This is a genomic window from Litchfieldella qijiaojingensis, assembly GCF_014651875.1.
Lineage (GTDB): Bacteria > Pseudomonadota > Gammaproteobacteria > Pseudomonadales > Halomonadaceae > Litchfieldella > Litchfieldella qijiaojingensis.
The window spans coordinates 53,655-66,462 of record NZ_BMXS01000002.1 but is presented as its reverse complement, the minus strand read 5'-3'; the positions used below and the strand labels follow the sequence as shown (position 1 = coordinate 66,462).

General features: G+C 62.7%; 11 protein-coding genes. 3 read left to right on the top strand and 8 right to left on the bottom strand.

The features are described from left to right. Position 1 precedes the first annotated feature (1 nt). The 4 genes from IE093_RS02690 to IE093_RS02675 all read right to left on the bottom strand — a co-directional run bounded on the left by IE093_RS02690 (position 2) and on the right by IE093_RS02675 (position 3,423). A complete protein-coding gene (locus IE093_RS02690) occupies positions 2-574 on the bottom strand; it encodes a hypothetical protein (protein WP_189465976.1) in 573 nt (190 codons plus the stop codon). A gap of 64 nt (positions 575-638) precedes the next feature. Beyond that, entirely contained in the window at positions 639-2,390 is a 1,752-nt protein-coding gene (locus IE093_RS02685; RefSeq protein WP_189465975.1) for an ArnT family glycosyltransferase, read from the bottom strand. Continuing rightward, the gene (locus IE093_RS02680) at positions 2,387-2,668 is read right to left on the bottom strand and encodes a lipid-A-disaccharide synthase N-terminal domain-containing protein (protein ID WP_189465974.1); all 282 of its coding nucleotides are present in this window, start codon (positions 2,666-2,668) and stop codon (positions 2,387-2,389) included. Before IE093_RS02680 ends, IE093_RS02685 begins: the two co-directional genes overlap by 4 nt. Further along, positions 2,665-3,423 (bottom strand): glycosyltransferase family 2 protein, encoded by a 759-nt coding sequence (locus IE093_RS02675; protein ID WP_189465973.1) that lies wholly within the window; start codon positions 3,421-3,423, stop codon positions 2,665-2,667. The genes IE093_RS02680 and IE093_RS02675 overlap by 4 nt, the downstream gene beginning before the upstream one ends. A 309-nt stretch (positions 3,424-3,732) precedes the next feature. Here IE093_RS02675 and IE093_RS02670 point away from each other — a divergent pair, with 309 nt between their 5' ends. After that, on the top strand, positions 3,733-4,398 hold the full coding sequence (locus IE093_RS02670; RefSeq protein WP_189465971.1) for a response regulator: 666 nt from the start codon (positions 3,733-3,735) through the stop codon (positions 4,396-4,398). After that, positions 4,395-5,780 carry an ATP-binding protein gene (locus IE093_RS02665; RefSeq protein ID WP_189465969.1) on the top strand — a complete coding sequence of 462 codons (1,386 nt, stop codon included), beginning with the start codon at positions 4,395-4,397 and terminating at the stop codon, positions 5,778-5,780. The genes IE093_RS02670 and IE093_RS02665 overlap by 4 nt, the downstream gene beginning before the upstream one ends. Positions 5,781-5,818: 38 nt before the next feature. On the opposite strand, the gene IE093_RS02660 is transcribed toward IE093_RS02665, so the two are convergent. From IE093_RS02660 to IE093_RS02650, 3 genes are all read right to left on the bottom strand, one after another. Further along, a complete protein-coding gene (locus IE093_RS02660; protein ID WP_189465967.1) occupies positions 5,819-6,478 on the bottom strand; it encodes a peroxiredoxin in 660 nt (219 codons plus the stop codon). A 181-nt stretch (positions 6,479-6,659) separates the two neighbouring features. Next, complete coding sequence (locus IE093_RS02655; RefSeq protein ID WP_189465965.1) at positions 6,660-7,550, bottom strand: ketopantoate reductase family protein; 891 nt, start codon at positions 7,548-7,550, stop codon at positions 6,660-6,662. Then, positions 7,547-9,493 (bottom strand): DNA topoisomerase III, encoded by a 1,947-nt coding sequence (locus tag IE093_RS02650; RefSeq protein ID WP_189465964.1) that lies wholly within the window; start codon positions 9,491-9,493, stop codon positions 7,547-7,549. Before IE093_RS02650 ends, IE093_RS02655 begins: the two co-directional genes overlap by 4 nt. A 98-nt stretch (positions 9,494-9,591) precedes the next feature. Between IE093_RS02650 and IE093_RS02645 the strand changes: the two genes are divergently transcribed. Beyond that, complete coding sequence (locus tag IE093_RS02645; protein ID WP_189465962.1) at positions 9,592-10,839, top strand: ABC1 kinase family protein; 1,248 nt, start codon at positions 9,592-9,594, stop codon at positions 10,837-10,839. 4 nt (positions 10,840-10,843) lie between these two features. Here the strand turns inward: IE093_RS02645 and IE093_RS02640 are convergent, their stop codons facing one another. Beyond that, positions 10,844-12,757: a hypothetical protein gene (locus tag IE093_RS02640; protein WP_229803199.1), complete on the bottom strand. Its 1,914-nt coding sequence runs from the start codon at positions 12,755-12,757 to the stop codon at positions 10,844-10,846. Between the last annotated feature and the right edge of the window lie 51 nt (positions 12,758-12,808).

Below are 12,808 nucleotides of genomic sequence, written 5' to 3'. Positions count from 1 at the left end.
CCTAAAAGGGATAATGGATCGAGGCGGTAGCCAGATTCAGATGCGCCAGGCTCGGCGCATCTATTTCCTCGTATTCGAGGCGGCTGATCAGGCGATCGAATTGCAACTTGGCCCCGAAACCCTGTAGCCAAGTGGTGCCGCCAGTCTCGGATGGGAAAGCGTTCTCACGCGTTACCGAATCGCCATGCCAGCCTGCGATGCCGGACTTGGCATAAAATCCCAGGCGGCCGACTCGCACACCAGCCAGCACGGCGCCTCCGAGACTGACAGTGTCGAGGATCAGATGTTGACTGTTCAGCGAGGTCGGCACTTCGTCGCTTTCGCGGTAGGCCAGTTCCGCCCCGAAGTCTAGCCGTGGCAACTGCGAGGGGCTGAAGCCGGCCGTCACACGAAACCCCGTGGTATAGCCATCGGGGCTGGTCAGGTCGGCACCTTCGATCACCACACCGTTATCCAGGCGCATCAAGTCCCCTGCCTTGGCATAAGAAGGCACGTCTTCATCGGCGTTGATGGCGCTGGCCATCATCATGGGAAGCGCTGCCACGACAGCGGCATGCCGAAGCTTGGGAAACATGTTCATGACCATTGGCGCGAAACCTCGGCAAGGTGGACGCGTCCGGGTGACTGACTCCTTTACATTAGCCATCGTTGGCCACGACCGCCAGTCGGGAGGCTGGCAGGCTGGTTGGAGCGACGAAAAGTGGTGCGGCATCTTCGTCACCTTGGCAGTCGACAACGGCTGTGCCGGGAATCAGCCACCACGTTTCGTTGTTCTGAAAGCCGAGATCCCGGGCCTCATCGAGCATGACACATGCCAAGTCGTCGCGGTGCCCCTGGTCGATGAGCATCCAGCGCGTGTCGGGGGCTTGCTGTAACCAGGCATAAGCGCGTTCGAGTTGCGACTCGATTGGGGTGTGGGAGCCGAAGTGCACGCTTGGCTGGCGGCTATGGAGCAGGAATTCCTCATCGAAAGCAGGCAGTGCCAACCAGGCATCAGGTCCAGTGATCGCGGCTAAGCGCTGCATCATGGCATTGGGAGAGCGTGTGGCGTCCATCAGGCCATAGCCCCAAGTCGACCAGAGTACCCAGAACACGGCGAGCCATAGCGTCAGTGCCAGCAGGCCGCGTCGCGGCTTGAACCAGCCGAGAAGGGCGAAAGCGACCACACCGAGCGTGATCCACCAGGCCCAGGGCGATAGGTCGTGTCGCTCGGCCAGTGCTTGCAAGGTTGGCAGGCCCAGACTGCCCAGCGTACCAGCAGCAAGCAGAATGCCTCCCAGCAGCACCAGTGTGGCCGCTCCAAGACGCTGCAGGCCGCGTTGTCTCCACAGCCCTGGCAACAATGGTGTCATGACCAGTACCAGCAATGGGATGGTGGGCAGCATGTAGACGCCACGCTTGCCCGCTGACAGGCTGAAGAAGGCGATGATCAACACCATGGCACTCAGCGGCAGGATGTAGCGTGCGTCACGACGTTCGATGCGCCGCCACCAGGCGGGTACCGCCCATGGCAGGGCCAGTGTCAGTGGCATCCAGGCCCAGGGCAGCACCTGGAGTGGGTAGTAATACCAGGGTTTGATATGGTGCCAGGCGTTGGCATAGCGCTCGCCGGTCTGCTTGAACAGGATATTGTCGCGATAGGCGGCGAGTGACGGGTCGTCGCCGAGAGTGGTCATGACGATCATCGGTAACCCCCACAGGGCGATCACTGCCAGCATTATTCCCATGCCAACGAGCAACTCGCGAAAGCGCAAAGGCGTCAGCCGGCCATCGCGACTCAACCAATACCAGGCGGGCAGCAGAGCCAATGGCAGGAAGCCGACCCCCTTGGTCAGAATCCCTAATCCCATGGCGGCCCACCCCGCACGCCACCAGCGCCATGCCGGGCCCAGCAAGGCATGGCGCAGCAGACCATAGGCGCCCAGGGTGGTGAAGAAGGTTAGCAGCATGTCGATTTGCGCGGTCTTGGCCTGCAGGGTGAACTGCAGCGAGGCCAGCAGCGCGACGCCACCGAACAGCGCGATTCGGCGACCATGCAAGCGGCGTAGCAGGTCCATCACCAGGGCGAGGGTACCCAGGGCGGCGAACAGTGACGGTAGCAGGAATCCCGCCCGCACTGAGCCAGTGACAGCGATGCTCAAGGCCGTGGCCCACATGAACAGCGGTGGTTTGTCGGGATAGAGTTCCCCTCCGCGATGAGGAAGCCAGAACTCGCCGGTCGTGACCATCTCCAGGGCATTGAGTGCGAAACGCGGTTCGTCGGCGGGCCAGGGATCGCGGAGGCCGATGCCCAGTCCCAGCACGAGCAGCGCGAGCAACACCAGCAGCCATGTTGCCAAACGTGCGTGACGACGCGTGAATGTCGGCAGACAGGCGAACGTGTCCATCATGCGGCGGTCTCCCGCTGGCATGTTTCGCGACGGATCAGCATCAGATTGCGCAGGTAGATGATCAGCCCCGCTCCCTGACCCAGCACGAACACCGGGTCGCGGCGGTACACGGCATAGGCCAGCAGGGTCGCGCCACCTCCGAGGCTCAGGAACCAGAAGGCCAGTGGTACCACGCTGCGCTGCGCACGCTCGCTAGCGAGCCACTGCACCAGAAAGCGTGCACTGAATAATGCCTGGCCAAGAAATCCTACCGTCAGCCACATTCCGCTCTGGTTCATGCGACCTCCTTCGAATGACGGACGATATCGTCGCAGGCTCCCAAGGGAGGCTTCATGATCGGCAACCGTGATCGCCGGCATAGCCACATCACGCCGAGCAGGTCGACCAGCCCTGCCCACAGGCGATCGTGCAAGCCGTAGTGGGAACGGCCCGCCCGCCGGGGCCGGTGATTGACCGGCAGCGACAGGCAACACCCGCCCTGGGACTGAACCAGGGCGGGCAGGAAGCGGTGCATGTGATCGAAATAGGGCAGGGTGAGAAAAATATCGCGACGCACGATCTTGAGACCGCATCCGGTATCCGGTGTGGCATCGCCCAGCAGCGTCGTACGTACCCAGTTGGCGATGCGCGACGAAACGCGTTTGAGCCAGCTATCCCGCCGCAGGGTGCGGTGACCGGTGATCATTGCCACGTCGTTGCGTTGCGCCTGCTCCAGCAAGCGAGGGATATCGGCCGGGTCGTTTTGGCCGTCGGCGTCCAGGGTTGCCAGCCAAGAGCCACGTGCGAGGCGGGCTGCATGCCAGATCGAGGTGCTCTGACCGGCACTCACGGCATGCCGCAACACCATCAGCCGTGGATCGTCGGCGGCACGTTCGCACAGCAGCTCCCAGCTATGGTCGCGAGAGCCGTCGTCGACCACCAGAACTTCATGATCGAGCGTACCCAAGGCTCGCTCGATTTCGTCGAGAAGTGAGGGCAGATTGTCCGCTTCGTCCCTAGCGGGAACGATTAGGGAGACCAGAGGGGCAGGCATACGCGATGACCTCGATGGATGATGGACTCGCTCAGCCTGGTGCCATTAGCTTAAGGTATCCTTAAGCTTCGGTGGCCGATAGCTATGCCGGTGAGAGCGGCGCCATTAAGGAAACCTTAAGGCACAGCGTCGATGATGGCGGTCAGGAGTTAGACTTTGTCCGAAAACTACCTGCGCTCGCCCATACGGCGTTAAAAATCAGCTCAAAGTACTCATTTACAACCACGTAAACTCCGTCTTTTCGCTGATGTTTGCCTTGTCTGGCCATCGCTCGGCGACTTTTCGGACAAACCCTAGTGAGGACAGACGATGCGAGTGTTGCTGGTGGAAGACGATCCGCTGCTTGGTGATGGCGTCAAGACCGCTCTCATACGTGCTGGCTATGCGGTGGACTGGTTGTCACGGGGCGTCGATGCTCTGGCGGCTTTGAAGACCGAGGATTTCTCGGTGGTAATACTCGACCTGGGCTTGCCCGATATCGACGGTTTGGAGGTATTGGCCGAAATTCGTCGTCATAGTCGTTTGCCGGTGTTGATACTCACGGCCCGCGATGCCGTGGAGGAACGCATTCGCGGCTTGGACGCCGGTGCCGATGACTATGTGCTCAAGCCCTTTGACCTCCAGGAGCTGCTGGCCCGCTTGCGGGTGGTGACGCGTCGTTCCGAAGGTCGTGCCTCTCAGGAGTTGATCCTTGGCGGGCTGGCGATCGACGAGGCCCAGCATCGGGTGAGCTGGCAGGGGCAGGAGGTCATCCTGGGACGGCGTGAATTCGCCTTGTTGCTGGAGCTGGCGCGTCACCCTGACAAGGTGCTGCCACGCTCACGTCTGGAAAGCCTGCTCTACGGGTGGGGCGAGGAAGTGGCGTCCAACGCCTTGGAGGTGCATGTGCACCACCTGCGTCGCAAGCTCGATAATAAGAAGCTGATCGCTACCGTGCGTGGGATCGGTTATCGCCTGGATAGTCGAGTGGCATGAGTTCCATCCGTCGTTACCTGACCTCGACATTGGCACTGGTGTTGGTGGCTGTCGCCACACTGAGCCTGGTCGCCGCCTATTTCATCACCCATCACGAGATGGAAGAAATCCTGGATGCGCAGCTGAGTCTGCAAGGGCGTATCGTTTCGGCGTTGGTTGACCCGCAGACACCTCGCGACACCTATGCCAGGATTGCCCGTCATCTGGATCAGCCGGGGCATCCGGCGCGCTGGTATGGTGATAAAGCGCCCGATGACAACTCGTCTTCCAGCAAGCGATACCACCATGAAGAGCGGATGTTGTCCGTCGGGGTCTGGAACGCCGATGGCAGCCCTTGGTTGCTGGGAGCCGAATGGAATGATGCCGGTCCCTTTCCGGGACCCGACAGGGAAGGCTATCGCTGGCAGGAATACGGCGGTCAGCGCTGGCGAGTGTTCAGCTTGCCGCTTAACGAGGGGCAGAGCTGGTTGAGCATCGGCCTGAGCGAGGACTTTCACGACGAACTGTCACGCAAGGTGGCTCTGGCCGACCTCCTGCCCATGCTGATTGCCTTGCCGGTGTTGCTGGTACTGATGGGAATGCTGATCCACCGTGGTCTTGAGCCTATCGCACGTCTTTCACGACAAGTGAAGGGACGTGGTGCCCGTGACCTCAGCCATATCGAACTCGCGGTGCCGCGGGAGCTGGTGGCATTGCGAGATGCGTTCAACGATTTCATGAGTCGCCTGAGCGAAGCCCTGGAACGCGAGCGACGGTTCACCGCCGATGCCGCCCATGAGTTACGCACACCGTTGGCGGCATTGAAGATTCATCTCGACAATGCCATGGCCGGTGAGCAGGCCTCGCTGCGCAAAGCCTATGACGGTATCGAGCGCTTGCAGCGAGTCGTCGATCAGTTGCTGATTCTGGCGCGTCTCGACAGCCAGCGGATGACGCTAGTCGAACGTCTCGACTTGCGTGCCTTGGTGCTGGAACTGGCGGCGGAGCTATGGCCACTGGCCGAGGCCCACGCCCAGAAGCTGGAAGTGAGGGAATCGGCACCGCTATGGGTAGAGGGCGATACCACTGAGTTAGGCATTCTGATCCGCAACCTGCTCGACAATGCACTGCGCTACACACCCGATGGTGGCCGGGTCGAAGTGGCGCTTGGTCGTGACGAGCGGGGCACATGGCTGAGTATTCGCGACACTGGTCCGGGGATCCCCGAGGAACTGCTGGAGGCGGTGACCGAGCGGTTTCGACGTGTTGCCGATCAGCGGATCAGTGGCAGTGGTTTGGGGCTGTCCATTGCCGTGGAGCTGGCCAAACGTCAGCAAGCACAGCTAACCCTGCGCAACCGTCAGGAAGGAGGGCTCGAAGCGCGGCTCGAGTGGGAAAGTTAAAGAGGGGCCCTAGAGGACCAGAGCCCCTATCCGTCCCATCAGGACGGCTGTTTGACCGTACGCAGATAGGGCTTCAGCGTGGTGAAGCCTTCCGGATATTTCTGCCTGGCTTCCTCGTCGCTGACCGACGGCGGAATGATGACATCTTCGCCGGGCTTCCAGTTCACCGGTGTGGCCAGGGTGTGCTTGGCGGTTAGCTGGACGGAATCCAGCAGACGCAGCACCTCGTTGAAATCACGCCCGGTGGTCATGGGGTAGACGAGCATCGCCTTGATCTTCTTGTCCGGTCCGATGACGAATACCGACCGCACGGTGGCATTGTCCGCAGGGGTACGTCCCTCGGCAGTGCCTTCCAGGTCGGCCGGCAACATGTCGTAGAGCTTGGCGACCTCCAGTGTTTCGTCGCCGATCATCGGGTAGTTGGGAGCCGTACCCTGCGTTTCCTCGATGTCCTTCGACCAGGCGGTATGATTGTCGACCGGGTCCACCGACAAGCCGATGATCTTGGTGTTGCGCTTGTCGAACTCGGGTTTCAACTTGGCCATATAGCCTAGCTCGGTGGTGCAAACCGGGGTGAAGTCCTTGGGATGCGAAAAGAGAATGCACCAGCTGTCGCCGATCCATTCGTGGAAATTCAGGGTGCCCTCTGTCGTTTGCGCAGTGAAATCCGGAACGGTATCACCGATTCTGAGACTCATTTGTGTGACTCCCTGTAAGTAGGTTGATAAAGCCGCAAGGTAACAGTTCCATTCGGGAATATCACCCTGCCGACTGATTGAATATAGAGCATAAGCCCTGAGTCCGCTGCCGGGTCAAGAGATCGAGAAGGAAGTCGTGCTGTTGGGTATGAGGAGGGGCTAGGGTGAGGTGATCCGCCGCTCAACGTGCGTTCAAGGCGTCGTATAGCCCTTGCAGGGTCGGGCATGGCAAGCCGTGCCGATTCGCGGCCCGGAGCAGTGGGCCGAGAATGGCGTCGTGTTCGGTGGGGCGACCAGCCAGCACGTCCTGCAGCATGGAGGCACGATTGTTGGCGGTGCCTTCGATGACCTTCCACACCAGGTCATGCCAGCCATCCGGCGGTTCGGGAATGCGTTCGGCGGCCATGATGACGGCGACTTCGACGATTACGGCTTCGACCATGGGGCGGAAGGGGCGGTCGCGTAGCTGGCCGTTGCGAATCCGAAAGCGGGCCACCAGCGGGTTGATGGCGGCGTTGATCGCCAGCTTGTGCCACAGCCGCAGTCGGATGTCGTCGACGGGTGTGGTGGGAAGCCCGGCGTCGGTGAGTGTGTCGGCCAGGCGTGCGACCAGTTCGCCGTGCTGGCCTTTGAGTTGGCCGAGTGCCGTGTGGCCATGGCCGGCGTGAACGACTTCGTCGTCACCTTGGATATAGGCACCTTCGGTGGTGGTCGCGCACAGCACCGGCCCCGACCAGCGGTGAGTCAGGGTTTCCTGAACGCCATAGCCGTTTTGCCACAGCACCAGCGGTGTATCAGGGGCCACGCGGTCGGCGATGGCGCTGAAGGCCGACTCCGCGGCATGGGCCTTGGTGGCGATATGAATCACCGACGCCAGCTCGGGGGGCAGGTCTTCGGCCACCAAACCGAGGATGTTGCGAACACGCCTCTCGCCTTCGGGGCTGGTCAAGGTCAGAGTGCTCGGCGGTTGGCGCCGCCCAAGCAATGCGACCGGTACCTGATCGGCGAGGGAGACGGCCAGCAACCTGCCCAGGGCGCCGGGACCGACGATCAGATGCGTCTGGCGGCTCATGACGGTTCCTTGTTCGAACGGCGGCGTCGCGCTGCCGGCTTGCCGTTGCTCGAGCGTCTAGGCCCGCTACTGCGCCGGCCCTTGGCTTGGCGCTTGGTGCGTGCCGGCGCCTCGACCCCTTGGGCATTGCCGAAAGCCTCACGCATGCGCATCGCATCGGCTGCGGCCAGCAGCTCGCGAAGATCCGTGACTAGGCCATCGAGGAAGGGCGCTGGGACAGCGTCCTGCTCGGCGATGGCCGTCAGGCGCTGTTCCCACAGGGCGGTGCGCTCCGGTCGGCTGGCGGCCTCCGGCAGCGCCTGAATCAGCGCATGCCCGGTACGGGTGGCGCGCAGGGCATTTTGCTGGCGAATCAGATAACCACGGGTAAGCAGGGTTTCGATGATGCCGGCGCGGGTGGCTTCGGTACCCAGGCCATCGGTGTCGCGCAGGGTGCGTTTGACTTCGGCATCCTCGACATAGCGGGCAATGTTCATCATCGCCTTGATCAGACTGGCATCGGTGAACGGTTCCGGCGGCCGGGTCTCGCGGTCTTCCACGCCGTGGTCGATCACTCTGGCCGGCTCGCCCTCGCGCAGGGGTGGCAAGGGCGGGGCTTCGTCGCGGGTGGTGAACAGCGGCTTCCAGCCAGGCTCGAGAATCTCGCGGCCCTGGGCACGGAACATCTCGCCCAGGATCTCGAACTCGGCCTTGATCTCGCGAAACTCCAGCGTCGGATAGAACTGTGCCAACACGTTGCGCACGATGAGGCGGAACACATTGGCCTCGGTGTTCGACAGGCGGCTCATGTCGGCCTGGGTGCCGGTGGGCGCCAGGGCATGGTGGGCACCAACCTTGCGGTCGTTCCAGGCCTTGGAGCGGCGCGTGAAGTCGGCGCCGGTGAACCACTGCCGCAGGGTGCCATCGCCGCCACAGGCGCCTTGCAGAGTCCGTTGCGCCAGCGCGAAGTGCGCTTCGGGCAGGTGACGGCAGTCGCTGCGTGGGTAAGTGATCAGCTTGTGGCGTTCGTAAAGGCTCTGGCAGGCATCCAGCACCATCTTGGCCGACAGCTTGTAGCGGCGCGCGGCATCGACCTGCAGGGCCGACAACGAGTAAGGCAGCGGCGCTGCCTGGCGCTTCTGTTGGGTTTCCAGCCGTGCCAGCCTACCCTCCGCACCGGGCAGGCGTGAAGCGAGGACTTCGGCGGGAGCACGTTCCAGCAGCCGGCCCAGGTCATCCAATGGATGGTGTTCGCCGGGTTGCCACCAGGCGCGTAGCTGGCCGTGTTCGACGGCCAGGTCTGCCCACAGCACATGAAAGGGACGGGGCTGGAACGCGGCGATCTCGGCATCGCGGCGTACTACCAGACCCAATACCGGTGTCTGTACGCGGCCCACGGAAAGCACGCCATCATGGCCGGCCTGGCGTCCGACCAGTGTCCACGCCCGCGACAGGTTGATACCGTACAACCAGTCGGCGCGGGAGCGGGCCTCGGCGGCACGGTACAGCGGTTGGTAGCGGGCGTTGTCGTCCAGATGGGCTAAGGCCTTCACCACAGCCGGACGGTTGAGGTCACTGACCAGCAGTCGTGATACCGGGCCTTTCCAGCCCAGGTAGTGAATCACCTCCTGGACCAACAATTGACCTTCACGGTCGGGGTCTCCGGCATGAACCACGTTGGTGGCCCGCTTGAGCAGGCGGCGAATCACCGCCAACTGGCCACGTGCCTTGGGACGCGGCGTCAGTCGCCATTGCTGGGGGATAATGGGAAGATGATCGAGGCGCCATTGCTTGTAGGCGGGATCGTAGGCATCGGGCGAGGCCTGTTCGAGCAGATGGCCGAGACACCAAGTGACAAGGGAGTCGCCTACGGTGATGGCGCCGTCTTCGCGCTTGGAATTGCCGGGCAGGGCATCGGCAATGGCACGCGCCAGGCTGGGCTTCTCGGCGATGATCAGGCGCATGGGGGCTCCCGGCTTGTGAAATGTGGATATTCTTACAGTATCGCCGGCGAGCTGCCAGGTATACCCTGAATTCATCAATGTACAGGCATTGTACGACTATGCGTGAGCATGGCAGAACACGACGTCTGCTGGGATTGGGCGTGCGTACCGGCGGGGCGCTGCTGGGTAGCCGTCTGGGACGGGAAACCGATTGGCGCACCTTGGGAGAAGCCTTGTTCGAGGGGCTTTCCGAACTCAAGGGGCCAGCCATGAAGCTGGCCCAGATCATGGCGCAATGGGATGATCTGCTGCCACCCGACCTGGCCGATGAACTGGCGCGCCTGCAGCGTCAGGCGGAGCCGATGCCTTGGCCGAGGATTCGCCAGGCCTTGGTGATGCAGTATGGCGATCCTGAATCGGTATTCAGCGAGATCGAGCAGACGCCATTCGCCAGTGCCTCGATGGGCCAGGTGCACCGTGCGGCCACCCGCGAGGGCGAGCGGGTCGTGCTCAAGGTGCAATATCCGGGAATGGTCGAGGTGCTGGAGAGTGATCTGGTCCAGGTACGGCGCATGATGCGCCTGGGACGCTGGCTCAGGGTGCCGCAGGTGCGTCTCGACGCGCTGTTCGAGGAGCTCGCCGCGAGCCTGCGCAGCGAGCTGGATTACCGTGCCGAGGCACGCGCGCTGGCACGTTATCGGCGACGTTACGCAGAGTGCGACTGGCTGGTATTCCCCGAACCCCTGGAGGCGTTGTGCGGCCCACACGTGCTGGCCATGCGTCACGTTTCCGGCACGCCGTTGCGCGAAATGGAAACGGCGCCGGATGCCCAGCGCCAGAAGCTGGCGACCTACTTGGCCGATTGGCTGACCGAGGAGCTATTCACCTACGGAGAACTGCATGCCGACCCGCATGCCGGCAATTTTGCCAGTGACGACGAGGGGCGTCTGGTCATCTATGACCTAGGCGCGATCATCCCCGTGCCGGCGGCGCGCTTGAAAGCCATGCTCGAGCTTCTCGATGCGGCCTTGGCCCAAGACCCCCTGGGCATGGATATCGCATTGCAGCGACTGGGAGGTCGCCAGGGCGAAGGGGCACCGTTGGCGCTGTATCGCGAGTCGGCCGAGGCGATTGCGCCATTGTTCGCGCCGGGTCCCCAGGACTTCGGCGACGTACGCATCCACCGGCGCTTGCGCGAGTTGAGTCCGCGCGTGTGGGCGGCCTTGGATCGTTTACAACCGCCTGCCGACACCTTGCTGCTATCGCGTACCCTGAACGGGCATTACTGGAACATGGTGCGCCTCGGGGCGCGGCTGGATATGCACGCCCGCACTCAGCCGCTGCTCGAATGGGGGCGCAGCATATGATTCATTACCGCCTGTCGAGCGCCCGGCGTGCCTGGACCAAGGCGCGATACCAGTCGCGATGCACTGCACCCACCGCCGGCGGTCGCTGACTCAAGTAGCTGACATTGCGCGGATCGCCTTGGGGATGCGTGGCGTGATAGTGGGACAGCATGCGCAGGGTACTCTCGCGGGCTCCATATTGCTCGGTGAGAAAATCGATGGCCGCCGGCTCGAGCTCCACCCGGTAGTGACGCACCAGGGCCAGAGCCAGTTGCTCGGCGCTGCGCGATAGGTCGACGTCGACCTCCTTGACCATGGCGGCCCCCAGGGCGGCCTTGGCGGCCGCCGACAGATTCGGTTCGAGCTGGCCGAAATCGGCGGCGTTGGTGGTGTTGATGGCACGCTGTACCTCGGGGCGCGATAGCTGGATGTGTGGCTCCAAGGCCAGGGCGATTTCGATGGCCAGACGCTTGGCGCTGTCGACGCCCACGCTTAGGCGCTGCTCGCGTTCACCGTAGGTGAGCTTGATCGGTCGATGCTCGATTCCAGCACGTGACAGGTGGTCGGCGAGATGCTTGCAGACGCGCGCCTTTGCCTCATCGTCAAGAGCGATCACATGTTCGCGGATGCGCAAACCGCGGCGGCCGGGACCGAGGCGCAGGCGAGTGTCGGCATCGGCGAATTCGGCACTGATCTTCTCCCAGCGCTCGAGCATCTTGAGCAGTTGGACGTGGTGCCTACCTACCTGTTCATAGGCGCTGGAAACGCTCTTGTAGAGGCGGATGGCGTTGGTCAGCAGGTCGGCCTTGTGGCGCAATTGGCCACGCCGCTCATGTTGCCCCTCGGCTACCGCCTGGGCCAGGTGCTGGATCTGCTCGGCCAACGCGTCCATGGCCTGCAACGAACGAGACAGCAGGATCTCGGCGCGCAGGCCCGACGCGGCATCCTCGACCAAGGTGCCGGACTGTTCGGCAAGATACACCGTCAACGCCTTGAGCCGCGATAGGCCGGTAGCTTGGGCGATACGATGCCGTGCGCGCGCTTGCTCCAGGGCATCGAAGGCCCGCGCCAGCCTCCAGCGGCCGCGATATTCGAAGGTCAACATCGGGATCTTGCGTCCGCTGATCAGCTCGAAGGCCAGGATCAGCATTTCCTCCACGTCCTGGAGGGTCATCAGCAATTCATTGTCCTGCTCGATGGCGGCCAGGACACGCTCGATGAAGTTGTCGTCGCGCGGCACGCCGTGGCGAAGGTCCGGTGCATGACCCTGAAAACGCTCGCGCAGTAGCGCCGTGGCCTGGGGAGCCGCCTCGGAGAGTTCGGTGAATTGCGGCTCCAGGGTCTCGCCATACAGCGCGATCATGTCGCGAATTCGCGCATGCAACCCCACACGGCGATAGATATCGATCTGGCCGATGATGCGGGCGCTGTCGCGGTCGTTGAGCAATTCCAGTGCCGCTAGTTCCACTCCTTCCGGTGACAGGTCCTGTTTGCGCAGCAGCATGGCGGCGGCTTCGCGTCGCCTTGCGTCGCCTTCCAGACTTTCGACGATCAGGTCACGGGTCACCAGCAGCAACTCGGGCAGTGTCCTGATGACTCGTTCGATCTTGGCCGTGGTCTTCTCGGCCTTGCGCGCGCCCGTGAAGTGATGCACCACATTGGCGATGATCCCTGCCGCACCGGTAATCACCGTGTAAGTGATGAAGAAAATGTAATTCTCGGTCGTCGGCGCGCGGCCGTAGCCGAGCAGGTAGCCTCCCCAGGCTCCCAGCAGTGTGACGGGTCCCGCGGTCCAAAGGATCTGCAGCAGGTTGATCGACCAGGGGACTTTTTCCACCGCCTGGGTGATGCGGTTGATCTCGTCGCGGCCCTCGCGCTCCAGGCGCACTTGGGGCGTTTCATGGCTGGTGGAGCGTGAACGACGAAAAGGCAAGCGCAAGATGGCAATCCTGTGACGATCGACAGAAGCTGGCTCACCCTAGCATTGGTA